Here is a 25,522-nt window from a genome sequence, read left to right as displayed (position 1 = left end):
TTTTATCCTTATGGCCGCGAATCAGGCTCGCGGATGGTGTTGTTGATGCAACTGACGCAGGCGCTCAGTGGCGACGTGCGTATAAATTTGGGTGGTGGAGAGATCGCTATGTCCCAGCAGCATCTGTACGACACGTAGATCCGCACCGTGGTTCAGCAGATGGGTCGCAAAGGCATGACGCATTACATGCGGCGATAACTTTTCGCTGTCGATCCCCGCCAGCGTGGCGTAATGCTTGATGCGATGCCAGAAGGTCTGGCGCGTCATCTGCTGCGCCCGATTGCTGGGAAACATCACGTCCAGCGTCTGCCCATTGAGCAGCCACGGACGACCATGTTCCATATATTGCTCCAGCCAGTAAACCGCTTCTTCACCTAAAGGCACCAGCCGCTCTTTATCGCCTTTACCGATAACCCGGACAACGCCCTGCCGCAGGCTGATGTCGCTGAGCGTCAGGCCAATCAGTTCGGAGACACGCAGGCCGGTCGCGTAGAGCAGCTCCAGCATTGCTTTGTCGCGCAGCTCCAGCGGAATATCGATATTCGGCGCCTGCAACAGTCGTTCGACCTGCGCTTCACTGAGATCTTTCGGCAAACGCTGCGGCAGTTTTGGCGCGGACAGCAGTGCGCTCGGATCGTCCGGTCGCAGCTTTTCGCGATAAAGATACTGGAACAGGCGACGCATGGCGCTGAGCAACCGCGCTGAGCTTGTCGCTTTGTAACCGCCCTCCAGCCTTTCGGCCAGGAACTGCTGCAGATCCAGTGGCGTCACGCTGAGCAGCGTTAGCTGATGATGCGCCAGCCAGCCGGTCAGCGTCTGAAGATCCTGACGATAAGAGGAGAGAGTATTCTGCGCCAGATTGCGTTCAATCCAGAGCGCATCAAGAAACTGTTCTGTCAGATCGCTGTCCTGCACGTTGTCTCCGCCGTCTGGTGTAAAATCATGCTCATTATGCCTGATTCAGCAGCGCTTCTGGTACAATTGCGCCAAAGCCAGTATTTACAGAGTGTTATCTGCATGAAAATCGGTCTTTTTTACGGTTCAAGTACCTGTTACACCGAAATTGTAGCGGAGAAAATTCGCGATTTTATTGGCGAAGAGTTAGTGACGCTTCATAACGTGAAAGATGACGACCCACGCCTGATGGAACAGTACGATTTGCTGATCATGGGCATCCCGACCTGGGATTTCGGTGAGTTGCAGGAGGACTGGGAGGCGATCTGGACGCAACTGCCCGCGCTGAATCTGCAAAACAAGATTGTTGCGCTGTATGGCATGGGCGATCAGATTGGCTATGGCGAGTGGTTTTTAGATGCGCTCGGCATGCTCCACGATTTGCTGCAGCCCATGGGCGTGCGGTTTGTCGGCTACTGGCCGCTTGAGGGCTATGAGTTCACCAGTCCTAAATCGCTGAGTGCCGATGGCTCGCAATTTGTGGGTCTGGCGCTGGATGATGTGAATCAGTTCGAGGTCACCGATGAGCGCGTTGAGCAGTGGTGCGAGCAGGTATTAACCGAAACCGCTGCACTGCTCTGAACGATTCCGTGCTCTGGATTGCCGCTCTAGACACGAGCGCCTGCAGATGCCGGCAGATAATAGTCTGCCCTGTTGCCATTAATGTCGCGCTTTGCTGAAACAGCAGGCGCGTAATGCTCGCCATTCGCCGGGCTGCATATTGTCCCGCATCAGCCACCATCGTAGCGTAGCGCCCTTTTCACTCCTGGCCACCAGCAAGACGCCAATCGGTAACCAGCGCAGCGGCTGGGTCGGTCGCCAGCGTTTTCCCTGCCAGATCCAGCAATGACCGCCTTCCCGCTGTAACTCACCGCGCCGCTGACGCAATCGTCGGAAGCTGCACCAGCCTTCAGCCAGCAACAACAGAATAACCGGCACTTTAATCAGCCAGCCGCCCACCGGCAGCGGCATCAACACGACGCCAGTCACGGCTGCCACCAGCCAGGCGCACAGACATCCGCACGCCAGGCGGGAGGGCTGCAGCTTACATTGCCACGGGGCCGCGATCATGGTTACGCTGCTGGATCAAATTCACCATCCGCTTAAGCTCTGGATCTTTTGGCTCACCGTGATTCATCAGCCAGTTAAACAGGTCGGGATCGTCACTCTTCAGCAGGTTAACAAAGACCTGCTTATCAGTGTCATTAAGCGTGTCATACTCAAATTTGAAGAACGGCATAATAGCCACATCCAGTTCCAGCATGCCGCGACGGCAAGCCCACTGAATACGTGATTTATCATTAATATCCATGCATCAATTTCCACAATTCACAACGTGGCCGCTAGTGTAACCTGGTTTAATGCAGCTCGCAGGCGCAGCGTCGCAGGCTGTGCAACCTGCCACATTTCAGATTGTAGCTTTTCAGGGTTATCACGCCTTTTGTGCGCCGTTTTCCGTAAACAGGTTGCATTGCCAGTCGGCTCTTTTAACATTGAAGACAATGTTCCGGATGAACCTTCTAATACAGGATATCTCCATGCCCACTTTTACTTTACCGCCGCGCCAGCCTGCCGCGTCGTCTCGCCTGCCATTAACCCTGATGTCACTGGATAGCTGGGCGCTGGTTTCCATTACCGGTGCTGACAGTACCGCTTACCTGCAGGGTCAGCTAACGCTAGATGTCGCGGCGCTGGATGCAGACCACCATTCGCCCGCCGCACACTGCGATGCCAAAGGCAAAATGTGGAGTAATATGCGCCTGTTCCATCGCGGCGAAGGCTATGCCTATGTGATCCGTCGTGAACTGCGCGACACCCAGCTGACTGAGTTAAAAAAATACGCGGTGTTTTCGAAAGTGACGATGGCAGCTGACGATGAGTGCGTGTTGCTGGGCCTGGCCGGTTTTCAGGCCCGCGCCGCGCTGGCAAATCTGTTTGATAACCTGCCCGACAGCGAAAAACCAGTGGTGCAGCAGGGAGAAACCACGCTGCTGTGGTTTGCCCAACCCGCCGAACGTTTTCTGATTGTTACCTCGCTGTCACAGGCAGAAGCGCTGAAACAGAAGCTTAATGACGATGCTCAGTTTAATGACAGTCAGCAGTGGCTGGCGCTGGACATTGAAGCGGGCATTCCGGTAATCGATCCGGCCACCAGTGTGCAGTTTATTCCTCAGGCCACCAACCTGCAGGCACTGGATGCTATCAGCTTCAAAAAGGGCTGCTATGCCGGTCAGGAGATGGTCGCCAGAGCGAAATATCGCGGTGCCAATAAACGCGCGCTCTACTGGCTGGCGGGTCAGGCAAGTCATCTGCCCGAAGCCAATGCTCCGCTGGAGTTACAGATGGGTGAGCGCTGGCGTCGTACCGGAAGCGTGCTGGCTGCGGTGCAGTTAGATGATGGAATCAGCTGGATTCAGGTGGTGCTGAATAACGATCTGGAGCCGGACAGCGTGCTGCGGGTTGAAGGTGACGAAGGCGGGCATCTGACCATTCAGCCGCTGCCCTACTCGCTGGCTGAAGAGTGATGTAACCGCATGGCCCTTTCATTAACGGAAGGGCCATGCCGCAATCTACTCAGCGCACATAAAAATAGATGGCGCAGAAGTGGCAGAGACTGCCGCCCAGCACAAACAAATGCCAGATGGCGTGGTTAAAGGGAATGCGGCGTGCCACATAGAAAATCACCCCAAGCGAATAGATAATTCCGCCTGCGGCCAGCAGCCAGATGCAGCCCGGCGGCAGGATCATCGCCAGCTGATAAACCACAATCAGCGACAGCCACCCCATGCAGAGATAGGTCACCAGCGACAGCGCTTTAAAGCGATGTGCAATCGTGAGCTTGAACACAATACCCGCCAGCGCCAGCCCCCAGATCACCGCCATTAAGCCATACGCCAGGGGCGTCCTCAGTCCGACCAGCAGAAACGGCGTATAGGTCCCCGCAATCAGCAGATAGATGGCACAGTGATCGAGCTTTTTCAGCCAGGGTCTGGCGGGCCCATCCGGGATTGCGTGATAGAGCGTTGAGGCCAGAAACAGCAAAATCATGCTGCCGCCATAGAGGCTGTAGCTGATAAAGGTGATGGTGTCAGCCTGCCTCTCAGTGGCCTGATGGAGCATCAGCACCAGCCCGACGATGCCAGAGAGGCAGCCAAGACCGTGACTGATACTGTTGGCAATCTCCTCGGTAATGGAATAGCCCGCAGAGGGTCGATGTTTTTGAGAGAGTGTGGTGGTCATATTAGTTTCCTGAACAGCGCCATAGCAGTAGTCACTGTTACCCAGCCTACCCAATAATTTTTTCAGTGTACACGTGTACGCTAAAAATGCTCACAGAAATTCACTATCCCTTAAACCACGTACTGAATCTGGTAAACTGACCTTCGGTCAACTGTTCAATGAGTCATTCATGTTTTCGCATCGCGATCTCGCCCGCCTTAACGATCTGGAAATGCAGGTCTATCAATTCATCATTAAGCACCGCGAGGGCGTCAGCTATATGACGATTCGCGAGCTGGCTGAGCAGGCTGCCGTCTCCACCACCACCGTGCTGCGCTTCTGCCGCAAGATGGATTGTGAAGGCTGGTCAGAGTTCCGCATCCGCCTGCGCTTAAGCGAACAACAGCGTGCACCGCTGCTCAACACGGCGGGCGTCAGTGAAATGCTGAGTTTTTTCAAGAGTATTAATAACCCGGAGTTTGAACAGCTCATCACGCAGGCTGCGCAGAAAATTAATCAGGCGGATCGGGTTTTCTTTATTGGCGTCGGCACCTCCGGCAGTCTGGCAAAATATGGCGCGCGGTTTTTCTCTAACCTCGGTAAATTCAGTCACGCCATTGACGACCCCTACTATCCGGTCAGCACTGACCTGTATGAAAATGCCGTCGCCATTATTTTATCGGTCTCCGGCGAAACGGAAGAGATCCTGCGCATTGCCAGTCAGTTCAGCCTGAAGAAGTGCAAAATCATTGCGATAACGAATACGGAAAGCTGCTCTCTGGCGAAGATTGGTGATTTTAACCTCTGCTATCACGTGCCGATTATTCGCATGGCCGACAATTCTGACATTACCACTCAGGTGCCGGTGACCTATATTATTGAAGCAATAGGCCGCCAGCTGGGGAAATAAAACAGCGTGTTTTTTGGATGTAACAAACGTAATTCCAGGCGCGCTGTTATATCGTGACTTTCAATATTGCCTTGCTACACTCAGCTCAATTTCAATATCCGTAATGGAGTAAAGCATGAGTGCAGAATTGCAGTTACCAAAAGGCTTTCTTTGGGGCGGTGCGGTCGCGGCGCATCAGGTTGAAGGTGGCTGGGATCAGGGCGGCAAAGGCGTCAGCATTGCTGACGTGCTGACCGGCGGTTCACACGGCGTTGACCGCGTGATCACCGACGGCGTACAGCCTGGTCATTTCTACCCGAACCACAAAGGCGTGGAGTTTTATTCTCATTATAAACAGGATATCGCGCTGTTTGCCGAGATGGGCTTTAAATGCTTCCGCACCTCCATTGCCTGGACCCGCATCTTCCCCAATGGAGATGAGCAGCAGCCTAATGAAGCGGGCCTGCAATTCTATGACGATCTGTTTGATGAACTGCTGAAGTATGGCATTGAACCGGTCATCACGCTTTCGCACTTCGAAATGCCTTATCACCTGGTCAAAGAGTATGGCGGCTGGCACAACCGCAAAGTGGTCGACTTCTTTGTGCGCTTCAGCGAAGTGGTGCTGAACCGCTATAAGAACAAAGTGAAATACTGGATGACCTTTAACGAGATCAACAACCAGCGCAACTGGCAGTATCCGCTGTTTGGTTACTGCTGTTCAGGTGTGATCTTTACCGAGCATGAGAAACCTGAACAGGCAATGTATCAGGTCATGCACCACCAGTTTGTTGCCAGCGCTAAAGTGGTGAAGCTCGGTCACGACATCAATCCTGACTTCCAGATTGGCTGCATGATCGCCATGGTCCCTGTCTACCCGTTCTCCTGCCACCCGGACGATGTGGTGCTGGCGCAGGAGTCGATGCATCAGCGCTATGTGTTCAGTGACGTGCAGATGCGTGGCTACTATCCGGCCTACACGCTCAGGGAGTGGGCACGTAAAGGTTATGACATTCAGATGGAAGCGGACGATGCTGAGACGCTGCGCCAGGGCTGTGCAGACTATGTCGGTTTCAGCTACTACATGAGCAACGCCGTGAAGAGCGATGCCAGCGGCGTTGACGATCCGATCACCGGCTTTGAAGGTGTGGTGAAAAACCCGCATGTGAAAGCGTCAGACTGGGGCTGGCAGATCGATCCGGTCGGCCTGCGTTATGCCATGAACGAGATGTATGAGCGTTACCAGAAGCCGCTGTTTATTGTCGAAAACGGCTTTGGTGCGATCGATAAGCCCGGCGCTGACGGCCTGATTGAAGATGATTACCGCATCGACTACCTGCGTGCGCACATCGAAGAGATGAAGAAAGCCGTAGCGTATGATGGTGTGGATTTAATGGGCTACACACCATGGGGTTGCCTGGATTGTGTCTCTTTTACCACCGGCCAGTACGATAAGCGCTACGGCTTTATTCATGTGAATAAAAACGATGATGGCAGCGGCGACTTTTCTCGTGCGAAGAAGAAAAGCTTCAGCTGGTATCAGCAGGTTATCGCCAGCAACGGCGAAAACCTCTGATTCCTGAAGCCGCATAAGCTACGAAGTGAGTTAACGACCACCGGCAGCGTCAATGATGCTGCCGGTGACGTATGAGGCCGCATCGCTGGCCAGCCAGACAATCGCTTCCGCTACCTCTTCTGCCTCACCGCCGCGCCCCATCGGAATCGCGCTGGCAAGTCTGTCTACCCTGCCCGGCTCTCCACCATCGGCATGCATCTCTGTATAGATAAATCCCGGACGTACGCCATTGACCCGAATCCCCTGCTGCGCCACTTCCAGCGACAATCCTTTGGTCAGCGTATCCATCGCCCCTTTTGAGGCGGCGTAATCTACATATTCGCCAGGCGCACCGGTACGCGATGCGGCCGACGAGACGTTTACAATCGCGCCGCCCTGACCGCCGTGATGCGTGCCCATCCGCTTAACCGCCTCACGACAGCAGAGAAAGGATCCGATGACGTTGGTCGCAAAGACCTTTTGCAGTCGCGCCGCCTCAAGCTGTTCGGTGCGGCATTGCTGAAACAGAATCCCGGCGTTGTTCACCAGCAACGCCAGCGGCATAGAGTGCTTGTCGAGCTGCGCAAACATCGCCATCACCTGCGCTTCATCACTGATATCCGCCTGAACCGCAAAGGCTTCACCGCCCTGCTGCTGGATCTGTGCCACCAGCTGTTGCGCTTCGGCCTCGCGCTGACGATAGTTCACTGCAACCCGATAACCCCGGGCTGCCAGTAACAGTGACGTGGCCCGCCCGATACCGCGGCTGCCACCCGTAACCAGTGCCAGTTTCATGCTGATTCTCCATAACAAAGGGCCGACGAATCGGCCCCTGATGATTAACGCTTGCCCGTAGGGAGATTACTGATAATCGCTCATCGGCACGCAGGAGCAGAACAGATTGCGGTCGCCAAACACATCATCCAGACGTTTTACGGTCGGCCAGTATTTGTTATGGCTGCCTGCCGGGAAGACCGCCAGTTCACGGCTGTAAGGATGTGACCACTCACTGACGATTTCCAGCTGGGTATGCGGCGCATTAACCAGTGGGTTATCGTCCAGCGGCCATTCCCCTGCCGCCACCCGGTCAATTTCCATACGGATCGCCAGCATTGCGTCAATAAAGCGATCCAGTTCGATTTTACTCTCTGACTCGGTCGGCTCCACCATCAGCGTGCCCGCCACGGGGAAGGACATGGTCGGCGCGTGGAATCCATAATCGATCAGGCGCTTAGCAATATCCAGCTCACTGATGCCGGTCTGCTCTTTCAGCGGACGGATGTCGAGAATACATTCGTGCGCCACACGGCCATCGCGGCCGGTATAGAGCACCGGATAAGCAGACTGCAGGCGGCTGGCAATATAGTTAGCATTCAGAATCGCGACCGAACTGGCCTGTTTCAGCCCTTCGGCTCCCATCATGCGAATGTACATCCAGCTGATCGGCAGAATAGAGGCGCTACCAAACGGCGCTGCGGAGACCGCGCCCTGCTGCGTCAGCACACCGTCGATCTGCACCACGCTGTGTCCCGGAACAAACGGAGCCAGGTGCGCTTTCACGCCAATCGGTCCCATACCCGGACCGCCGCCGCCGTGCGGAATGCAGAAGGTTTTGTGCAGATTGAGGTGCGAGACATCTGCGCCGATGTAGCCTGGCGTGGTGATGCCGACCTGCGCATTCATGTTCGCGCCATCCAGATACACCTGACCGCCATACTGATGCACGATCTGGCACACTTCACGGATGGTCTCTTCATAGACACCGTGTGTGGAGGGATAAGTCACCATGATGCAGGAAAGTTTGTCGCCCGCCTGCGCCGCCTTTTCACGCAGGTCGCCAAGGTCGATGTTGCCCTGTTTGTCGCACGCGACCACGACCACATCCATACCCGCCATCTGGGCTGAGGCCGGGTTCGTACCGTGTGCCGAACTCGGGATCAGACAGAGATGACGATCGCCCTCGCCGCGACTTTCGTGATAGCGGCGGATCGCCAGCAGCCCGGCATATTCCCCCTGCGCGCCAGAGTTAGGCTGCATGCAGAGTGCATCATAGCCGGTGAGCTGCACCAGCCACTGCGACAACTGGCCGATCATCTGCAGATAGCCGGTAGCCTGTTCAGCCGGGCAGAATGGATGCAGCTCAGCAAACTCCGGCCAGGTGATCGGGATCATCTCAGCGGCAGCGTTGAGCTTCATGGTGCAGGATCCGAGCGGGATCATCGCCTGATTCAGCGCCAGATCCTTTTTCTCCAGGCTGTGCATATAGCGCATCATCTCGGTTTCGCTGTGATGACGGTTGAACACCGGATGGGTCAGGATCTCGCTGTGACGCTGCAGGCCCGCAGGAATCGCGTGGCTTTCACTGGCGACTTCGCTGTCGAGTTTTTCCAGATCCTGGCCATGTTCATCACCCAGCAGAATAGCAAACAGCGCCAGAATATCTTCGCGGCAGGTGGTTTCATCCAGCGTGATGCCAACGGCATTATGGATGTCGCTGCGCAGGTTAACGCCAAAGCTCAAAGCGCGGTTCAGCACAGCGGCTTTATCCGCCACTTCCACCGTCAGCGTATCGAACCAGTGCTGATGGCGCAGTTTCAGGCCGCCCTGCTGCAGTCCGGCTGCCAGGATGCTGGTGAAGCGGTGAATGCGTGAGGCAATACGTTTCAGACCAGCCGGGCCGTGGAAAACTGCATAGAGACCCGCAATGTTTGCCAGCAGTACCTGCGACGTACAGATGTTGGAATTAGCCTTTTCACGACGGATATGTTGTTCACGGGTCTGCATCGCCATGCGCAGTGCTGTGTTACCTGCGGCATCACGTGACACACCGATGATGCGGCCTGGCATAGAGCGTTTATGCTCGTCGCGGCTGGCGAAGAAGGCAGCGTGCGGACCGCCGTAACCCATCGGCACGCCGAAGCGCTGAGCGGAACCAAAGACAATATCTGCGCCCTGCCTGCCTGGCGCTTCCAGTAACACCAGCGACATAAAGTCTGCCGCCACGCTTACCACGACTTTGCGTGCTTTCAGCCCGGCAATCAGCGCGCTGTAATCGTGCGCGTTGCCCGTCGTTCCCACCTGTTGCAGCAGCACACCAAACAGGTCGTCGTGATCCGCTGCCTTGTCGGCGCTGTCGATGATCAGTTCAAAACCGAACGTCTCTGCACGAGTCCGGACCACATCCAGCGTCTGCGGATGAATATCGTCGGCAATGAAGAATTTATTGGCGTTTTTGAGCTTGCTGACGCGTTTTGCCATCGCCATCGCTTCGGCTGCAGCCGTGGCTTCATCCAGCAAAGAGGCGGACGCAATATCCATGCCGGTAAGATCCAGCGTCAGCTGCTGGAAGTTCAGCAGTGCTTCCAGGCGGCCCTGCGAGACTTCAGGCTGATACGGGGTATAGGCAGTGTACCAGCCCGGATTTTCCAGCATATTACGCAGGATAACCGGCGGAGTGATGACCGCGCTGTATCCCATACCAATCCAGGATTTGTAACGCAGATTCTGACTGGCAATGGCTTTCAGTTCGGCCAGCGCCTGCTGTTCAGTCGCGGCTTCGCCAACGGCGGGTGGACCCGGCAGCTGAATGTCTGCCGGCACAATCGTGCTGATTAACGCGTCCAGCGAACGGGCACCAATCGCGTCAAGCATCTGCGCCTGCTGCTCAGGTGAAGGACCGATATGGCGCTCAATGAATGCACCGTTGTGTTCAAGCTGGCTGAGAGTCTGAGTCATTAGCAGTAAATCCTGAATCGGGCTGGGGGAACCGGAGAGCAAACAGAAATCTGCGGCCTCTGTCTGAGGCCGCCTGACGATTACTCGTCGATGGAGGCTTTATAAGCATCCGCATCCAGCAGCGTGTCGATTTCAGACGCGTCACTGGCTTTGATTTTAAATAACCAGCCGCCGTCATAAGGCTCGCTGTTGACCTGCTCCGGTGAGTCAGTCAGGGCATCGTTGACCGCCACAATCTCACCGCTAATTGGCGCATAGATATCTGACGCCGCTTTAACGGACTCTGCCACCGCGCACTCTTCACCGGCGGCAAACGTCGCGCCCACTTCAGGCAGATCGACAAATACCATGTCGCCCAGTAACTCCTGCGCATGTTCAGTAATACCCACGGTGTAGCTGCCATCGGCTTCTTTGCGCACCCATTCATGGCTGTCGCGGTACTTCAACGTATTCGGCACATTGCTCATTGGCCATTTCTCCTGAATAAAATTTACTGAGCGACCGGTTTACCGGCGCGGACAAAAACGGGACGGGTAACCTGGACGGGCATCTGGCGGTTACGGATCTCAACGATGGCGGTGCTGCCGACCGAGGCCGGTACGCGCGCCAGGGCGATGCTGCAACCCAGCGTCGGTGAGAAAGAACCACTGGTGATGATCCCCTCCTGTGGCTGCCCCTGGTCATCGGTGAAACGCACCGGCTGGCCGTTACGCAGCACCCCTTTTTCTGTGAGGATCAGCCCCACCAGCTTTTCTGTGCCGCGTTCACGCTGCAGTTCCAGCGCTTCCCGGCCTATGAAATCGCGGTCAGAAGGTTCCCAGCACACCGTCCAGCCCATGTTGGCGGCCAGCGGTGAAACGCCTTCGTCCATCTCCTGACCATAAAGATTCATTCCGGCTTCCAGGCGCAGTGTGTCGCGTGCGCCCAGTCCGGCAGGTTTTACGCCAGCTGCCAGCAGGCGCTGCCAGAAATCGGCTGCCTCACCGGCGGGCATCGCAATTTCATATCCTGCTTCGCCGGTGTAACCAGTGGTCGCGATAAACAGGTCACCTGACTGCACACCAAAAAACGGCTTCATGCCAGCCACAGCCTGACGCTGCTCCTCGCTGAACAGCGTCTGCGCTTTCTGCTGCGCCTGCGGACCCTGCACAGCAATCAGCGCCAGGTCATCGCGTTCCGTCAGCGTAATGCCATAACCCTGCGCATGTTGTGTGATCCAGGCGAGATCGTTTTCACGGGTTGCGGAGTTCACCACCAGCCGGAAGAACGATTCGCTCATAAAGTAAACAATCAAATCGTCAATGACGCCACCCGACGCATTCAGCATCCCGGTGTAAAGCGCTTTGCCTGGCTGCGTCAGTTTTGCCACATCATTCGCCAGCAGATAGCGCAGGAATTCGCGGGTACGCGGTCCTGTCAGGTCGACGATGGTCATGTGAGAGACATCAAACATCCCGGCGTCAGTGCGCACCACATGATGTTCATCCATCTGGGAGCCATAGTGCAATGGCATCATCCAGCCATGAAAATCCACCATGCGGGCACCGCAGGCCTGATGCTGTTCAAACAGAGGTGTTTGCTGAGTCATAACCATCCTGTGCAGAAGCGAGTGAGGGCAAAATTGCGCCGGAATTGAGTGCCGACGCAAACGTTCTCTTACGACTGACGTTACCACCGAATCTGACGATTAACCATAAGCAAACCGGGGTCGAACGCAGATGCACAGCCTAACCAGAAACAGCCTGTGACAGGATAAAAAACTGCAATTTTGTGATTAATCGCGCAATAAATGCAGGGACTTTAAATATACACAGCAAATTTATGCGGCAAGGCGTTCAGGATGTTAAAAAAATCCCGCTGACCGCGAAGAGATGAATGAGAAAAAGTAATGCGAAATTGCTAGCAAAATTAGAATAAATCAAACGAAGACCCGGACTGGTGCAGCATTGCCTTTTGGTGGTGCAGAGGGATTCAGACATAAAAAAAGCCAGCAGACGCTGGCTTATCAAAAGGCGAGAATTTAGCGTAACCAGGCGGGTAAATCATTCAGGCCCATCGCCTGCTTCAGCATCATAGGTTTTACCCCTGGCAGGCGATCAGCCAGCTTCAGACCGACGTCACGCAGCAGTTTTTTCGCCGGATTATTGCCGGCGAACATCTCCCGGAAGCCCTGCATGCCTGCCAGCATCATTGCGGCGCTGTGTTTACGGCTGCGCTCGTAGCGACGCAGATAGAGGTGCTGACCAATATCTTTGCCCTGCTGATGCAGACGGCGAATCTCGCCAATCAACTCGGCGGCATCCATAAAGCCAAGGTTTACGCCCTGCCCCGCCAGCGGATGAATGGTGTGAGCCGCATCGCCCACCAGCGCCAGACGGTGTGCCGCAAAGTTGCGGGCATAGCGCGCTACCAGCGGGAACGATTTGCGCTCGCTTTCCAGCTGACACAGGCCGAGGCGCATATCAAACGCCACTGAGAGCTGCTGATTGAACAGCGCTTCCGGCATGGTTTCCAGACGGCTCGCTTCCTGTGGCGAGAGCGACCAGACGATGGAGCTCAGATGCGGATCCTGCATCGGCAGGAAAGCCAGAATACCGTCGCCGTGGAACACCTGGCGGGCCACCGCGTCGTGCGGCTTCTCAGTGCGGACGTTAGCCACTAACGCACGGTGATCGTAATCCCAGAAAGTCAGCGGAATATCGGCTTTGTTGCGCAGCCAGGAGTTAGCACCGTCAGCGGCAATCAGTAATCGCGCGCTTAACATACTGCCATCCTGCAGCGTAACAAAGGCTTCGTTGTCACCAAATGCCACCTGCTGTAACTGCGAAGGTGCCATTATCGTCACGTCGCTGCAGGCGCTGGCACGTTGCCAGAGCGCAGTATGAATCACCGGGTTTTCGACGATATGGCCCAGATGTGACAAGCCCTGCTGCTCATCATCAAAAGCGATGGAGCCGAAGCTGTCCTTATCCCACACTTCCATGCCGTGATATGCGCGGCAGCGCAGCGAAAGAATGGTCGACCAGACATCCAGCTTCTGCAGCAGCCGTTCGCTGGCGGCGTTTATCGCCGACACGCGAATCGACGGTGACGCACTCAGCGCCAGCGGTGGCTCCGGCGATTTTTCCAGCACGGCGATGCGCAGTCCGCTGCCCTGCAAGCCGCAGGCCACCGCCAGCCCCACCATACCGCCACCGGCGATCACCACATCAAAAGTTTGCATCTGAGCCTCTTTATTAACGCTTAACCCAGCCAAGCGTACGCTCAGCCAGTTGATTTCGTAGCCACGGCAGATGATCCATTGCCAGCAGGCCCAGGTTACGTCCTGCCACCAGTGGACCATACTGGTTTGCAAAAACGCGCACCAGTCCGTCGGTGATGCCGATAGTGGCGGCGCGATCGGGCTGACGACGCTGCTGATAATGATGCAGCACGGCATAGCTGCCGGCATCCTGCTGATGACGATGGGCGGCTGCCAGCGTTTCAGCCAGCGACATCACATCGCGCAGGCCAAGATTGAAACCCTGCCCGGCAATGGGATGCAGCGTCTGTGCAGCATTACCCACCACCGCCACACGGTGCGTCACCGGCGACATCGCCCGGTGCAGCGCCAGCGGGTAGTATTCTCGCTGACCCGTGTGAGTAAATTTGCCCAGTCGCCAGCCAAAGGCACGCTGCAGCTGACTCAGGAATTCAGCCTCGCTCCACTGCTCAATGCGTTCGCGCTGCGAAAGCGGATGACACCAGACCAGCGAGAGACGGTTGCCAGACATCGGCAGCAGCGCCAGCGGGCCATGCTCGGTGAAACGCTCGAAAGCCCGGCCCTGATGGGGCAGCGCAGTGGAGACATTGGCAATTACCGCGAGCTGCTGATAGTCGTCTCTTTGCCACTGAATGCCGCACGAGGCGGCCAGTGCAGAGCGCGTGCCATCGGCGGCCACCAGCAGCTTGCCGCTGAGTTGTTCGCCACTGTCCAGTGTCACCTCAACCTGCTGTTCGCTTCGGTGAGCCTGGGTAACGCGTGCAGGACAGCGCAGCGTCACGCCTGGCGCTTTTTTCAGTTCCGCAAACAGCCGCTGACCGACATCAAACAGCTCGACAACCTGCCCCAGCGCCGGAATGTCATAATCAGCCGCCGTCAGTGACACAAAGCCCGCGTGACCGCGATCGGAGACATGGATATGGGTAATCGGCGTGGCGCAACGGGCAATGCGCTGCCACAGGTTGATATCCGCCAGTTGCTGGCAGGTTCCGGCCGCGAGGGCAATCGCGCGGCCGTCGAAACCGGGATGCGCCCGGCTGCCTGGCTCGCTGCTTTCAATCAGCGTTACCGGCAGTGTGCCCTGGGTGAGATGGGAGATCGCCAGCGCCAGCGTCGCCCCGGTCATGCCGCCTCCGGCAATCAGAATTGTCATGCCTGTTTTGCCGCCGCCATCAGTGCTTCAATCTCATCGGCTTCTTTCACGACGCTGTCGGTGAGATTCTCAATGCCCTCTTCCGTGATCACAATGTCATCTTCGATTCGGATGCCAATGCCGCGATATTGCGCGGGTACATCCGCATCCGGCCCGATATAGAGACCCGGCTCAACGGTTAACACCATGCCCGGCTCCAGAATCCGATCGCGACTCGGGGTGCCGTAGTGACCTACGTCGTGAACGTCCAGCCCCAGCCAGTGGCCCAGGCCATGCATATAGAACTGGCGATGTGCGTCTTCGGCGATCAGGGTATCGATGTCACCCTCCAGGATACCCAGCTCCACCAGACCGGTGATCATAATGCGCACCACTTCGTCATTCACTTCGCGAATGCTGACGCCAGGCCGGAACATCTCAAGCGATCGCTTCAGCGAAGCCAGAACGATGTCATAAATCGCGCGCTGCGCCGGGCTGAATCGGCCGTTAACCGGGAAGGTACGGGTGATATCACCGGCATAGCCGTGGAATTCACAGCCTGCATCGATCAGTACCAGATCGCCGTCGCGCATCTCACTTTCGTTTTCGGTGTAGTGCAGAATGCAGCCGTTCTCGCCGGCCCCCACAATGGTGTTATAGGAGGGATAACGCGCGCCGTGACGGGTAAATTCGTGATGGATCTCCCCTTCCAGCTGATACTCAAACATGCCCGGCTGACAGGTTTGCATCGCGCGAGTATGCGCCAGTGCACTGATTTTCCCGGCGCGGCGTAACAACTCAATTTCATCCGCATCTTTAAACAGGCGCATCTCATGCACCCATGGACGCCAGTCAGTGACGGTGGCTGGCGCGCTAAGATTCTGGCGGAAACCGCGACGCAGTTTATCCAGTGCGCTGAACACCAGAGTGTCTGCGTGAGCATATTCGCCCTGCGCATGGTAAATCACATCCAGGCCATTCAGCAGCAGGTGCAGCTGTTCACCAATAGCGGTCCAGGGTAAGGCACGATCCACGCCGAGTTTATCGGGCGCGGCCTCCTGACCCAATCGACGACCAGACCAGACTTCCGCTGCGGGGTCACGCACGCGGTTAAACAGCACGCTGTGGTTGTGATTTTCATCGCTTTTGATCAGCACCAGCAATGCCTGCGGCTCATTAAAGCCGGTGAAATAACTGAAGTCGCTGCTCTGGCGGAAGGGATATTCGGTGTCGTTACTGCGCGTCACTTCAGGCGCAGCAAAAATCAGCGCTGCGCTGCCAGGCACCATCTTCGCCAGCAGCGCCTGACGACGCTGCAGGTATCGTTCCAGTGAAATCATCTCTGCACTCCCTGTAAACTGACCGGTTAAACGCGTTGACCTGAAATTAGTGTAGCGTCGGTTTTTGCACTTCTGGCGCGGTTGGCTGCGGACGAGTGAAGGTATCGTGGCACAGCAGTGCAGCGACACGCACATATTCAATCACCTCTTCCAGCGACTGCTCCAGTTCTTCCTGGTCTTCATCCTCTTCGTAACCGAGTTGGGCAATCGTACGCAAATCATCGATTGCTTCGCCGGTTTCGCCGGTGACTTTATCCAGTTTAGGCTGTGTTACGCCCAGACCGAGCAGAAAATGGTTAACCCAGCCTGCCAGCGCATCGGCACGGTCAAATACGGTGATGTCGTCGTCCGCAGGCAGCATGAGCTGAAACAGGAAACCCTCATCTTCCAGCGTAGTGGCCGTGTGCTCGTGCAGCGCCGCCAGCGGGACCGCAAGCGTGTGTGAAAACGCCATGCCTTCGTTAGCCAGATCGTGTACCAGCGTCTTCCAGCTGGTGTCCTGGTTACCGCCGCAGAGGATGCCGCTTAGCAGGCCATGCATTTCTGCAGGCGTCATACCAACACCCTGCTGTGAGAGCACTGCCGCGAGCGCGTTGTAATCGGGGGTTGCGTTCTGTAAGGACATAAGTTTTCATCGTCGTTGGCAGAATAAGTTCGTGTTATGCTACCACTAGCTGCCTCAAGGTTTCCAGAAAAGGGGTTGTATCTTATTTCGTGGGTCTATATAGTTGCCCGCCTCCCAAGCCATTGACAGCTAAGGGAGTTGCGAGCGAAGTAATCAGTCAGGAAGGTGGCATGTCTGCACAACCGGTAGATTTACAAATTTTTGGTCGTTCGTTGAGAGTGAATTGTCCGCCAGAGCAGCAAGATGCGCTCAATAGCGCGGCTGAAGATCTCAATCAACGGTTGCAAGATCTAAAAGTTCGCACTAGAGTCACCAATACAGAACAACTGGTGTTCATCGCCGCGTTAAACGTCTGCCACGAGCTGGCGCAAGAGAAAGTGAAAACGCGCGATTATGCTGCTAATATGGAACAGCGTATCCGTATGTTGCAGCAGACGATTGAACAGGCATTAGTTGAGCAAGGTCGCATCTCTGAGCGTGAGGGTGCGAAGTTCGAATAAAACTTCATGGTTGCTATACTAAAGTAACGGTGAGGTAAATTTTCTCTGAGATGTTTGCATGTGGGCCAGTCCCCTGAGCCGATATTTCGAAAAAACAGAATGTGACGCTCGTAACCTGTGTGCATGCTCGGTTCGTCCGAGAAGCCTGATGGTTATGACGGCATGTTCACCTTGAACCAAGGGTTCAAGGGTTACAGCCTACGGCGGCATCTCGGAGATCTCTCTTCCTGCAGTCCTGCTTTCATCCCCATACCGACATGTTATAGTCGCTGTTCAGCGACTTATCCGGCGGGGAAATCATGTCTGAATCTTCCATGTCATCACCTTCAATGATACAGCGTCAGGTTATCCGTCAGCAGGTACGCCATTTGCGCCGTGCAATGACTGAAGATCAGCAGGCCCAGGCGGCCGAACAGCTCGCTGAACTTGCCCTTAACTATGCGCCGATTACTCACGCGCGCAACATTGCCCTGTTCCTGTCAGTTGATGGTGAGCTGAATACCCGTCCGCTGATTGCCAGGCTCTGGCATCTGAAGAAAGCGGTCTATCTGCCCGTTTTGCATCCCTTCTCGCCCGGTCATTTACTGTTTCTGCGCTACACGCCCGATACCCCATTGCATATCAATAAACTACGTATTCCTGAACCGCCGCTGGATATCCGGCAGTTGATCACGCTTGATCAGCTGGATCTGATGATGGTGCCATTGGTTGCGTTTGATCAGCATGGGCAGCGTCTGGGCATGGGCGGCGGCTTCTACGATCGCACCCTGCAGAACTGGCGACAGCACGGCTTTTTGCCGGTTGGTCTGGCCCACGATTGTCAGCAGGTCGATAGCCTGCCGGTGGCAGAATGGGATGTACCTTTGCCGGCGGTAATGACGCCGTCAAAGCTCTGGCAGTGGGAGTAGAAGAGCCGCTGTTATGGGCTTTTTCAGACGGATCAGCACCCCGAATCAGGGCGAATTTTGCAACAATGAAATAGCACCACGCGAAGGGGACACGGTAAGAAGAGGAAAGCGGCCCCCGCGCGGGCCAGGCAGTCAGGAATGACGTGTTTGCGACTTTCCGATCTGACCGTTTTTCCTGAGCAGGCTCAGCCTCACAGCAGATCGTACCTGATAGCACGAAGTGGCGCTATTTAGCGCCACTTCGTGTCTGCATCGCTTAGTAAAGCAGACGGGCGCGGATAGTACCCGGAATCGCCTTCATCAGCTGCAGCGCGTTCTCGGCCACTTCTGGCTCGGCATCAATGTCGATAACCACATAGCCCATAAACGGCGAGGTTTGCAGATACTGGGCGGCGATGTTGATGCCCTGCTCTGCGAAGATCTGGTTGATGGCTGTCAGCACGCCTGGACGGTTCTCATGGATGTGCAGCAGACGACTGGCGCTGATACCGTGAATCGGCAGTGAGACTTCCGGGAAGTTAACAGCTGACAGCGTCGAGCCGTTATCGGAATATTTCGCCAGCTTGCCCGCCACTTCAATCCCGATGTTCTCCTGCGCTTCTTCCGTCGAACCGCCAATGTGCGGCGTCAGGATCACGTTGTCGAATTCGCTCAGTGGAGAGATAAACGGCTCGCTGTTGGTGGCGGGTTCTGTCGGGAAGACGTCGATGGCCGCGCCACCAACATGTTTACTGGCCAGCGCATCACACAGCGCCGGGATATCGACTACGGTACCGCGTGAGGCGTTAATCAGCAGCGCACCGGGCTTCATCTGCGCCAGCTGTTCTGCACCGATCATATCCTGTGTTGAGGCAGTTTCCGGCACGTGCAGGCTGACAACGTCGCTCATGTTGAGCAGATCGGCCAGATGGCGTACCTGGGTAGCATTCCCCAGCGGCAACTTGTTTTCAATGTCGTAGAAGAAAACATGCATGCCCAGGCTTTCTGCCAGCACGCCCAGCTGCATCCCGATATGACCATAACCGATGATACCCAGCTTTTTGCCACGTGCTTCAAATGAGCCTTTGGCAATCTTGTTCCAGATGCCACGGTGCGCTTTCGCGTTCGCTTCCGGGATGCCACGCAGCATCAGCAGCATCTCACCAATCACCAGCTCCGCAACCGAGCGGGTATTGGAGAACGGCGCGTTGAACACCGGAATACCCCGGCTGGCAGCAGCCTGCAGATCAACCTGGTTGGTGCCGATACAGAAACAGCCAACGGCGACGAGCTTTTCAGCCGCCGCAAAAATCTCTTCAGTGAGCTGGGAGCGGGAACGGATACCAATGAAGTGTGCATCGCGAATCGATGCTTTTAACGCGTCGGAGTCCAGCGCGCCCTTGTGGAATTCGATGTTGGTATAGCCTGCAGCCCGCAGGTTATCCAGCGCGCTCTGATGGACACCTTCCACCAGCAGGAACTTAATCTTATCTTTTTCCAGTGATACCTTTGCCATTTCCCAATCCTATTCAGCATTCAATGAGGACTACCATAAGCCAGCCTTCTGTCAAAATATCAAAAAAATCGCGTCCGGCAATACAAACGATTGCCCGGCAGCCAGCACGGCAGCGGCTGCCAGCAGTACATTGCCGGACAAAATCATGAGAGAGGCAAAGAAGAGAGAACGAACCCGCTGCCGATGACGCTTATGTGACATAAGTCACCAAATTTCACCAGTGTGAGAAAAGATGATTTTCAGGCAGAAATAACTGACGCCTTTACGGCGCCAGACAGATCATTTTTTGATAGTTTTGACCCCATCAGGTCCGCCAATCAGTGCAATATCGGCACCGCGCGCGGCAAAAAGGCCGACAGTGACGACGCCAGGCAACGCATTGATGGTTTTTTCCAGCTCAATCGGATCCAGGATACGCAGATTATGCACGTCGAGAATAATGTTACCGTTATCCGTTACCACGTTCTGACGATACTCCGGTAAGCCGCCCATTTTCACCAGCTGACGCGCCACATAACTGCGTGCCATCGGAATCACTTCAACCGGCAGCGGGAAGCGGCCCAGTACATCCACCTCTTTCGAGGCGTCAGCGATACAGATAAAGGTTTCAGCCACTGCAGCCACAATCTTTTCACGCGTCAGCGCCGCGCCGCCGCCTTTAATCATCTGCATCTGCGGGTTGATCTCATCCGCGCCATCGACGTAAACCGACAGCACATCAATCTCATTCAGGTCAAAAACCTGAATGCCCAGGCTTTTCAGCTTCTGGGTGGAGGCATCTGAGCTGGAGACGGCACCGTCGATCTGATGCCTGACCGTGGCAAGCGCATCGATAAAGTGGGCAGCGGTGGAGCCGGTGCCTACGCCGACAATGGTGCCCGGCTGCACGTAATCAAGTGCAGCCCAGCCAACGGCTTTTTTCAGTTCATCCTGGGTCATGGTATGTTTAAAACCTGTGCGACAACGAAGTGCGCGTAGTATAAAACAAGGCTTGCTGAAAATGCTCGGCTGACCGACGTGGATTTATCGCTTTGCAAGCCAGTCCACAAAAACAAGAGAACCATCACAGATAACAGTTTTGTGGCATAGTGACGTCCATCCTGAAGGAGAATGAATATTAATGAAACGCCCGGATTATCGAACGCTTCAGGCGCTGGATTCAGTGATCCGCGAACGCGGATTTGAGCGTGCCGCACAAAAATTGTGTATCACTCAGTCTGCAGTTTCACAGCGAATCAAGCAGCTGGAGAACCTGTTTGGTCAGCCGCTGCTGGTGCGCACTGTGCCGCCGCGCCCGACCGAACAGGGCCAAAAACTACTGGCGTTACTGCATCAGGTGGAATTGCTGGAAGAGGAGTGGCTGGGCGATGAGAACAGTGGCACCACGCCGCTGCTGCTGTCGCTGGCGGTCAACGCCGACAGTCTGGCGACCTGGTTGCTGCCTGCGCTAAAAGATGTGCTGGCTGACTCCCCCGTTCGCCTGAATCTGCAGGTTGAAGATGAAACACGCACTCAGGAGCGTCTGCGTCGGGGTGAAGTGGTGGGTGCGGTGAGTATTCAGCCGCAGCCGCTGCCGAGTTGCCTGGTGGATCAGCTGGGTGCGCTCGACTACCTGTTTGTGGCGTCACGCGACTTTGCTGAACGCTTCTTTCCAAACGGCGTTACCCGCTCTGCCCTGCTGAAAGCGCCTGCCGTGGCTTTTGATCATCTTGATGATATGCACCAGGCTTTCCTGCAGCAGAACTTTGACCTTTCACCTGGCAGTGTGCCCTGCCACATTGTGAACTCGTCTGAAGCCTTTGTGCAGATGGCCCGACAGGGATCGACCTGCTGTATGATTCCACATCTTCAGATTGAACGTGAGCTGGCGAGCGGTGAGTTAATCGATTTGACGCCGGGATTGTATCAGCGCCGGATGCTCTACTGGCATCGGTTTGCGCCTGAAAGCCGGTTAATGCGTCGGGTGACCGATGCGCTGATTGCGCATGGACATCGGGTGCTGCGTCAGAATGACGTCGCGGCCTGAAAACAAAAACGGGGCAAAAGCCCCGTTTTTTTATTGTGCCGCGTTGGGCTTAATCTCAAACACTACATCAACCTGATCGTCAAAGTTGATGCTCTGCTGGTCATAAGTCTCCTGCGCCGAGGTATCTGCCGCTGCCGCCGCTTTGTACATGCGGTTCATCGGCATTGGCTGATAGTTGGCGACCTGATAACGGATGCTGTAGATCGATCCCAGCTTCGCGTTAAAGCCTTCAGCCAGTTGCGATGCCTGCTGAGTGGCGTTTTTAATCGCCGCTTTACGCGCCTGCTCTTTATAGCTTTCCGGGTTTGCCACGCCTAACTCGACGCTACGCACCTCATTCAGACCGGATTTCAGTGCTCCGTCCAGCAGATCATTCAGCTTGTCCAGCTGACGCAGGGTGACCTGTACCTGACGCACAGCACGATAGCCTTTCAGTACGGATTTACCCTCTTTGGTGTAGTCATACTCTGGCTGCGTGCTCAGGTTAGCCGCATCGATATCTTTTTTCTCGATGCCATTCTTCTGCAGAAAATCGAAATATTGCGCAACCCGGCTATCTGCCTGTTTTTTCGCATCTGCGGCATCTTTCGATGACACGTTCACAACGATAGAGAGGGTCGCGATATCGGGACGAGCATCGACCGTTGCCTTGCCTGAGGTCACCACGTGCGGTCCGTTCGGTAACTCATCAGCGTGTACGCCAGGCAATGCCCCGGCGCTCATGATTGCGGCCAGAGCCAATGCTTTCAGTTTCATGAAAGTCCTCCTTGAAAAGGTCACTATGACGGCTTCCAACCGGCGAAGCCCAACAGCGCATCGGTATGCGCCATGCTTTGAGTGGTCATTATGCCAAAAGTTCGTCCGCAGCGCGGCAATTACCGCCCGGGATCGAGGCTAAGATCAAAAACCGGCAATACCCTGACGCGCCAGTTGCAGGGCGATAAACCACATTACCGCGCCGACCAGCAGGTTAATCACACGCTGTGCTTTCGCGGTGCGCAGGCGCGGTGACAGCCACGCGGCCAGCAGCGCCAGGCCGAAAAACCACAGGATCGACGCGCTGACGGTGCCCAGCGCGAACCACTGACGCGCCGTGGTGCTGGGCAACTGGCCGCCAAGACTGCCCAGCACCACAAAAGTGTCGAGATAGACGTGCGGATTGAGCCAGGTTACCGCCAGCAATGTTGCGATAATGCGTCCCCTGCTCTGCTTCAGTGGCTCGCCATCCGCCAGATCGGCGTTGCCACGAAAAGCGCTTCGCAGCGCACCCCAGCCATACCAGAGCAGAAAGGCTACGCCTGCCCAGGTGATGACCATCAGCAGCAGCGGAGACTGGCTTAGCAGGGCGCTGCCGCCAAAGATGCCGCCGCATATCAGCAGAATATCGCTCAGTGAGCAGAGTGCCGCCGTCATCAGATGATACTGACGTTTCACGCCCTGATTCATCACAAATGCGTTTTGTGGCCCCAATGGCAGGATCAGCGCAGCGCCCAGGGCAAGCCCCTGAAAGTAGAGAGATATCACAGAATTACGTCCTCACATGGTCAGATGTGGGGAAGTATAAAGAGAGGAGATGATTAGCGGAAATTGAAAGAATTAATCCACGATTAGCAAAATTAATGGGCGACAGACGCCGCCCATTGAACAAATTACTGCGGCTGTGTCTCTGGTGCAGGTGTATCTGACGGTCTGACGCGGTGCAGATGCACATCCATCTGCGGATAAGGAATACCAATTCCTTTGCCATCCAGCGTACGCTTGAAGTTCTTCATCAGATCCCAGTAGACGTTTTGCAGGTCTCCACTGTTGCTCCAGCAGCGCACGACAAAATTCATTGAGGATGCGGCTAACTCATTAAGCCCAATCTGGATACCCATATCTTTTAGTACACGTTCATCTGCTTCAACGACTTCCCGCAGCAGCGTCAGAACCTGATCCACATCGGCATCGTAGGAGACGCCGATAATAAATTCATTGCGGCGTACCGGCTCACGGGAAAAGTTAACGATGTTTCCGGCAAGGATTTTACCGTTCGGCACCACCACGCGCTTGCCATCCGCTGACTTGAGCGTCGTAGAGAAGATCTGCACGTTCATGACTGTGCCCATGATGCCACCCAGATCCACAAACTCACCGGTGCGGAAGTGGCGGAAGATCACCAGCAGTACGCCGGCAGCCAGGTTTGACAGTGAATCTTTTAAGGCCAGACCCACAGCCAGACCGGCCGCACCGAGGATGGCAATAACCGAGGTGGTCTGTACGCCAATGCGACCCAGCGCCGCGATAAGTGTGAAGGCGATAATGCCGTAGCGCACCAGCGCCGACAAAAAGTCAGCAACGGTCGTATCAATATGACGTGCGCACAGCAGACGATTAACGGTGTTGGAGATGATGCGTGCAACAATCATACCCACAAAGATAATCGCAATAGCTGCGACAATGTTCACCGCATAGCTTATCAGCAGCTCCTGATTGCGTACTATCCAGTTACCTGCGTTGTTAAGCTCATCAAACATACCCGTATCCTGCATGGAACCATCCTGTAATTAAATTCCCAAGGGAAGTAACAACAGATTGTCAGAACAGCTCTGACAATCCCTGACAAAAGGGTAAACAATAAATGCCGGTGTGCCAAACCTGCATGACCTTTGACGCAAATCCGGCGAAAAAAGATCAAAAAAAAGGCCCTTTCGGGCCTTTTTTATACAGAAGACAGTTTATACCGTAACTCAATATCAGTTACAGAACGTCGACAGCGTTGAGCTCTTTGAAAGCCTGCTCCAGACGCACGACCATTGAGGCCTGGGCTGAACGCAGCCAGACGCGTGGGTCGTAGTATTTTTTGTTTGGCTTGTCGTCGCCTTCCGGGTTACCCAGCTGCGACTGCAGATAGCCTTCATTCTTTTTGTAGTACTGCAGGATGCCGTCCCAGGTTGCCCATTGGGTATCGGTATCGATGTTCATCTTGATCACGCCGTAGCTGATAGACTCTTCGATTTCTGCAGCTGAAGAACCTGAACCGCCGTGGAAAACGAAGTCCAGCGCGTTGTGCGGCAGGCCATGTTTTTCACACACGAATTTCTGCGAATCACGCAGAATGGTTGGGGTCAGTTTCACGTTACCTGGCTTGTAAACGCCGTGTACGTTGCCGAATGAAGCCGCAATGGTGAAGCGCGGGCTGATAGCATTCAGTTTTTCGTATGCGTAGTTCACATCTTCTGGCTGGGTGTAGAGAGCAGATGCGTCCATATGGCTGTTATCCACGCCATCTTCTTCACCACCGGTGCAGCCCAGTTCGATTTCCAGCGTCATGTCGAGTTTCGCCATGCGCGCCAGATACTTGCTGCTGATTTCGATGTTCTCTTCCAGTGACTCTTCTGACAGGTCGATCATGTGAGAAGAGAACAGTGGCTTACCGTTTTTCTGGAAGTACTCTTCGCCCGCGTCCAGCAGACCATCGATCCACGGCAGCAGTTTCTTCGCGCAGTGGTCAGTGTGCAGGACAACCGGCACGCCATACTGCTCTGCCATCAGGTGAACATGGTGTGCACCGGCGATAGCACCGAAGATTGCCGCGCCCTGTGGTTTGTCAGTCTTGAAGCCTTTACCGGCGATAAATGCAGCACCACCGTTAGAGAACTGGATGATGATTGGCGCTTTCACTTTCGCCGCCGCTTCCAGTGCCGCATTGATGGAGTCGGTGCCGACGCAGTTCACGGCTGGCAGTGCGAATTTGTTCTCTTTCGCAACTTTGAAGATCTTCTGTACGTCATCACCAGTGACAACGCCGGGTTTTACGAAATCAAAAATTTTAGACATGATTGTGTCCTGTTTCGTGACCGTTGTTCCCTTAAAGGAACGTCGATTTAAACGCCCAGATGG

The 25,522-nt window shown here is 55.3% G+C and carries 25 protein-coding genes and 1 other RNA gene; 8 read left to right on the top strand and 18 right to left on the bottom strand.

The genetic code is table 11. The features are described 5' to 3' along the window. Nucleotides 1-21 precede the first annotated feature (21 nt). Entirely contained in the window at nt 22-915 is an 894-nt protein-coding gene (xerD, locus tag EE896_RS03905) for a site-specific tyrosine recombinase XerD (RefSeq protein WP_003852887.1), read from the bottom strand. A 102-nt stretch (nt 916-1,017) separates the two neighbouring features. On the opposite strand from xerD, the gene fldB reads away from it, so the two are divergent. After that, nucleotides 1,018-1,536 (top strand): flavodoxin FldB, encoded by a 519-nt coding sequence (fldB, locus tag EE896_RS03900; RefSeq protein WP_140916633.1) that lies wholly within the window; start codon nt 1,018-1,020, stop codon nt 1,534-1,536. Nucleotides 1,537-1,614: 78 nt separating this feature from the next. On the opposite strand, the gene EE896_RS03895 is transcribed toward fldB, so the two are convergent. Together EE896_RS03895 and sdhE are read right to left on the bottom strand one after the other, a co-directional pair. Then, nucleotides 1,615-2,025, bottom strand: a complete 411-nt coding sequence (locus EE896_RS03895) for a protein YgfX (RefSeq protein WP_039660742.1) — start codon at nt 2,023-2,025, stop codon at nt 1,615-1,617. Continuing rightward, complete coding sequence (gene sdhE, locus EE896_RS03890) at nt 2,000-2,266, bottom strand: FAD assembly factor SdhE (RefSeq protein WP_003852881.1); 267 nt, start codon at nt 2,264-2,266, stop codon at nt 2,000-2,002. The genes EE896_RS03895 and sdhE overlap by 26 nt, the downstream gene beginning before the upstream one ends. Nucleotides 2,267-2,492: 226 nt before the next feature. On the opposite strand from sdhE, the gene ygfZ reads away from it, so the two are divergent. Continuing rightward, complete coding sequence (gene ygfZ, locus EE896_RS03885) at nt 2,493-3,479, top strand: tRNA-modifying protein YgfZ (RefSeq protein WP_140916632.1); 987 nt, start codon at nt 2,493-2,495, stop codon at nt 3,477-3,479. Nucleotides 3,480-3,528: 49 nt separating this feature from the next. Here ygfZ and trhA read toward each other — a convergent pair whose 3' ends face one another. Next, nucleotides 3,529-4,194 carry a PAQR family membrane homeostasis protein TrhA gene (trhA, locus tag EE896_RS03880; protein ID WP_039660741.1) on the bottom strand — a complete coding sequence of 222 codons (666 nt, stop codon included), beginning with the start codon at nt 4,192-4,194 and terminating at the stop codon, nt 3,529-3,531. 169 nt (nt 4,195-4,363) lie between these two features. Here trhA and EE896_RS03875 point away from each other — a divergent pair, with 169 nt between their 5' ends. Then, on the top strand, nt 4,364-5,083 hold the full coding sequence (locus EE896_RS03875; protein WP_003852874.1) for a MurR/RpiR family transcriptional regulator: 720 nt from the start codon (nt 4,364-4,366) through the stop codon (nt 5,081-5,083). 115 nt (nt 5,084-5,198) lie between these two features. Then, a complete protein-coding gene (locus EE896_RS03870) occupies nt 5,199-6,638 on the top strand; it encodes a 6-phospho-beta-glucosidase (RefSeq protein ID WP_003852873.1) in 1,440 nt (479 codons plus the stop codon). A gap of 30 nt (nt 6,639-6,668) precedes the next feature. Here the strand turns inward: EE896_RS03870 and EE896_RS03865 are convergent, their stop codons facing one another. The 8 genes from EE896_RS03865 to EE896_RS03830 all read right to left on the bottom strand — a co-directional run bounded on the left by EE896_RS03865 (nt 6,669) and on the right by EE896_RS03830 (nt 16,711). Further along, nucleotides 6,669-7,412, bottom strand: a complete 744-nt coding sequence (locus EE896_RS03865; protein ID WP_039660739.1) for an SDR family oxidoreductase — start codon at nt 7,410-7,412, stop codon at nt 6,669-6,671. Nucleotides 7,413-7,478: 66 nt separating this feature from the next. Then, nucleotides 7,479-10,352 (bottom strand): aminomethyl-transferring glycine dehydrogenase, encoded by a 2,874-nt coding sequence (gene gcvP / locus EE896_RS03860; protein WP_003852869.1) that lies wholly within the window; start codon nt 10,350-10,352, stop codon nt 7,479-7,481. A gap of 80 nt (nt 10,353-10,432) precedes the next feature. Then, nucleotides 10,433-10,819: a glycine cleavage system protein GcvH gene (gcvH, locus tag EE896_RS03855; RefSeq protein ID WP_003852867.1), complete on the bottom strand. Its 387-nt coding sequence runs from the start codon at nt 10,817-10,819 to the stop codon at nt 10,433-10,435. Nucleotides 10,820-10,842: 23 nt separating this feature from the next. After that, a complete protein-coding gene (gcvT, locus tag EE896_RS03850; protein WP_039660737.1) occupies nt 10,843-11,940 on the bottom strand; it encodes a glycine cleavage system aminomethyltransferase GcvT in 1,098 nt (365 codons plus the stop codon). 432 nt (nt 11,941-12,372) lie between these two features. Beyond that, nucleotides 12,373-13,575, bottom strand: a complete 1,203-nt coding sequence (ubiI, locus tag EE896_RS03845) for an FAD-dependent 2-octaprenylphenol hydroxylase (RefSeq protein ID WP_003852862.1) — start codon at nt 13,573-13,575, stop codon at nt 12,373-12,375. 13 nt (nt 13,576-13,588) lie between these two features. Next, nucleotides 13,589-14,767, bottom strand: coding sequence for a 2-octaprenyl-6-methoxyphenyl hydroxylase (ubiH, locus tag EE896_RS03840; RefSeq protein WP_140916631.1), 1,179 nt, complete (start codon nt 14,765-14,767; stop codon nt 13,589-13,591). After that, entirely contained in the window at nt 14,764-16,086 is a 1,323-nt protein-coding gene (gene pepP, locus EE896_RS03835; protein ID WP_140916630.1) for a Xaa-Pro aminopeptidase, read from the bottom strand. The genes ubiH and pepP overlap by 4 nt, the downstream gene beginning before the upstream one ends. 46 nt (nt 16,087-16,132) lie before the next feature. After that, a complete protein-coding gene (locus EE896_RS03830; RefSeq protein ID WP_003852855.1) occupies nt 16,133-16,711 on the bottom strand; it encodes a YecA/YgfB family protein in 579 nt (192 codons plus the stop codon). Nucleotides 16,712-16,881: 170 nt separating this feature from the next. Between EE896_RS03830 and zapA the strand changes: the two genes are divergently transcribed. The 3 genes from zapA to EE896_RS03815 all read left to right on the top strand — a co-directional run bounded on the left by zapA (nt 16,882) and on the right by EE896_RS03815 (nt 18,119). Next, nucleotides 16,882-17,211, top strand: a complete 330-nt coding sequence (gene zapA / locus EE896_RS03825; RefSeq protein WP_008925677.1) for a cell division protein ZapA — start codon at nt 16,882-16,884, stop codon at nt 17,209-17,211. Nucleotides 17,212-17,250: 39 nt separating this feature from the next. Continuing rightward, nucleotides 17,251-17,433, top strand: a non-coding RNA gene (ssrS, locus tag EE896_RS03820) — 6S RNA. A 92-nt stretch (nt 17,434-17,525) separates the two neighbouring features. Further along, nucleotides 17,526-18,119: a 5-formyltetrahydrofolate cyclo-ligase gene (locus EE896_RS03815; protein WP_033743153.1), complete on the top strand. Its 594-nt coding sequence runs from the start codon at nt 17,526-17,528 to the stop codon at nt 18,117-18,119. Nucleotides 18,120-18,375: 256 nt separating this feature from the next. On the opposite strand, the gene serA is transcribed toward EE896_RS03815, so the two are convergent. Together serA and rpiA are read right to left on the bottom strand one after the other, a co-directional pair. Next, nucleotides 18,376-19,614, bottom strand: coding sequence for a phosphoglycerate dehydrogenase (gene serA, locus EE896_RS03810; RefSeq protein WP_003852850.1), 1,239 nt, complete (start codon nt 19,612-19,614; stop codon nt 18,376-18,378). Nucleotides 19,615-19,893: 279 nt separating this feature from the next. Beyond that, entirely contained in the window at nt 19,894-20,553 is a 660-nt protein-coding gene (rpiA, locus tag EE896_RS03805) for a ribose-5-phosphate isomerase RpiA (RefSeq protein WP_003852846.1), read from the bottom strand. A gap of 181 nt (nt 20,554-20,734) precedes the next feature. Between rpiA and EE896_RS03800 the strand changes: the two genes are divergently transcribed. Further along, entirely contained in the window at nt 20,735-21,640 is a 906-nt protein-coding gene (locus EE896_RS03800; protein WP_008925678.1) for a LysR family transcriptional regulator ArgP, read from the top strand. A 30-nt stretch (nt 21,641-21,670) separates the two neighbouring features. Here the strand turns inward: EE896_RS03800 and EE896_RS03795 are convergent, their stop codons facing one another. From EE896_RS03795 to fbaA, 4 genes are all read right to left on the bottom strand, one after another. Further along, nucleotides 21,671-22,396 (bottom strand): oxidative stress defense protein, encoded by a 726-nt coding sequence (locus tag EE896_RS03795; RefSeq protein WP_003852844.1) that lies wholly within the window; start codon nt 22,394-22,396, stop codon nt 21,671-21,673. Between the two features lie 144 nt (nt 22,397-22,540). Then, nucleotides 22,541-23,164, bottom strand: coding sequence for an arginine exporter ArgO (gene argO, locus EE896_RS03790; RefSeq protein ID WP_003852843.1), 624 nt, complete (start codon nt 23,162-23,164; stop codon nt 22,541-22,543). Between the two features lie 125 nt (nt 23,165-23,289). Further along, entirely contained in the window at nt 23,290-24,171 is an 882-nt protein-coding gene (mscS, locus tag EE896_RS03785; protein ID WP_003852840.1) for a small-conductance mechanosensitive channel MscS, read from the bottom strand. Between the two features lie 208 nt (nt 24,172-24,379). Continuing rightward, nucleotides 24,380-25,459 carry a class II fructose-bisphosphate aldolase gene (gene fbaA, locus EE896_RS03780; protein WP_140916629.1) on the bottom strand — a complete coding sequence of 360 codons (1,080 nt, stop codon included), beginning with the start codon at nt 25,457-25,459 and terminating at the stop codon, nt 24,380-24,382. Nucleotides 25,460-25,522 lie beyond the last annotated feature (63 nt).

The sequence above is a fragment of the Pantoea eucalypti genome, from assembly GCF_009646115.1.
Classification (GTDB): domain Bacteria; phylum Pseudomonadota; class Gammaproteobacteria; order Enterobacterales; family Enterobacteriaceae; genus Pantoea; species Pantoea eucalypti.
This window is presented reverse-complemented; position numbering and strand designations above follow the sequence as displayed.

What these genes read in the sequence shown, in the direction of transcription:
- EE896_RS03865 (WP_039660739.1), bottom strand. Translation starts at nt 7,412, where the DNA reads ATGAAACTGGCACTGGTTACGGGTGGCAGCCGCGGTATCGGGCGGGCC.
- EE896_RS03875 (WP_003852874.1), top strand. Translation starts at nt 4,364, where the DNA reads ATGTTTTCGCATCGCGATCTCGCCCGCCTTAACGATCTGGAAATGCAG.
- EE896_RS03795 (WP_003852844.1), bottom strand. Translation starts at nt 22,396, where the DNA reads ATGAAACTGAAAGCATTGGCTCTGGCCGCAATCATGAGCGCCGGGGCA.
- rpiA (WP_003852846.1), bottom strand. Translation starts at nt 20,553, where the DNA reads ATGACCCAGGATGAACTGAAAAAAGCCGTTGGCTGGGCTGCACTTGAT.
- gcvP (WP_003852869.1), bottom strand. Translation starts at nt 10,352, where the DNA reads ATGACTCAGACTCTCAGCCAGCTTGAACACAACGGTGCATTCATTGAG.
- gcvT (WP_039660737.1), bottom strand. Translation starts at nt 11,940, where the DNA reads ATGACTCAGCAAACACCTCTGTTTGAACAGCATCAGGCCTGCGGTGCC.
- EE896_RS03830 (WP_003852855.1), bottom strand. Translation starts at nt 16,711, where the DNA reads ATGTCCTTACAGAACGCAACCCCCGATTACAACGCGCTCGCGGCAGTG.
- ubiI (WP_003852862.1), bottom strand. Translation starts at nt 13,575, where the DNA reads ATGCAAACTTTTGATGTGGTGATCGCCGGTGGCGGTATGGTGGGGCTG.
- pepP (WP_140916630.1), bottom strand. Translation starts at nt 16,086, where the DNA reads ATGATTTCACTGGAACGATACCTGCAGCGTCGTCAGGCGCTGCTGGCG.
- trhA (WP_039660741.1), bottom strand. Translation starts at nt 4,194, where the DNA reads ATGACCACCACACTCTCTCAAAAACATCGACCCTCTGCGGGCTATTCC.
- mscS (WP_003852840.1), bottom strand. Translation starts at nt 24,171, where the DNA reads ATGCAGGATACGGGTATGTTTGATGAGCTTAACAACGCAGGTAACTGG.
- EE896_RS03895 (WP_039660742.1), bottom strand. Translation starts at nt 2,025, where the DNA reads ATGATCGCGGCCCCGTGGCAATGTAAGCTGCAGCCCTCCCGCCTGGCG.
- fbaA (WP_140916629.1), bottom strand. Translation starts at nt 25,459, where the DNA reads ATGTCTAAAATTTTTGATTTCGTAAAACCCGGCGTTGTCACTGGTGAT.
- EE896_RS03800 (WP_008925678.1), top strand. Translation starts at nt 20,735, where the DNA reads ATGAAACGCCCGGATTATCGAACGCTTCAGGCGCTGGATTCAGTGATC.
- zapA (WP_008925677.1), top strand. Translation starts at nt 16,882, where the DNA reads ATGTCTGCACAACCGGTAGATTTACAAATTTTTGGTCGTTCGTTGAGA.
- fldB (WP_140916633.1), top strand. Translation starts at nt 1,018, where the DNA reads ATGAAAATCGGTCTTTTTTACGGTTCAAGTACCTGTTACACCGAAATT.
- ygfZ (WP_140916632.1), top strand. Translation starts at nt 2,493, where the DNA reads ATGCCCACTTTTACTTTACCGCCGCGCCAGCCTGCCGCGTCGTCTCGC.
- EE896_RS03815 (WP_033743153.1), top strand. Translation starts at nt 17,526, where the DNA reads ATGTCATCACCTTCAATGATACAGCGTCAGGTTATCCGTCAGCAGGTA.
- ubiH (WP_140916631.1), bottom strand. Translation starts at nt 14,767, where the DNA reads ATGACAATTCTGATTGCCGGAGGCGGCATGACCGGGGCGACGCTGGCG.
- serA (WP_003852850.1), bottom strand. Translation starts at nt 19,614, where the DNA reads ATGGCAAAGGTATCACTGGAAAAAGATAAGATTAAGTTCCTGCTGGTG.
- gcvH (WP_003852867.1), bottom strand. Translation starts at nt 10,819, where the DNA reads ATGAGCAATGTGCCGAATACGTTGAAGTACCGCGACAGCCATGAATGG.
- sdhE (WP_003852881.1), bottom strand. Translation starts at nt 2,266, where the DNA reads ATGGATATTAATGATAAATCACGTATTCAGTGGGCTTGCCGTCGCGGC.
- EE896_RS03870 (WP_003852873.1), top strand. Translation starts at nt 5,199, where the DNA reads ATGAGTGCAGAATTGCAGTTACCAAAAGGCTTTCTTTGGGGCGGTGCG.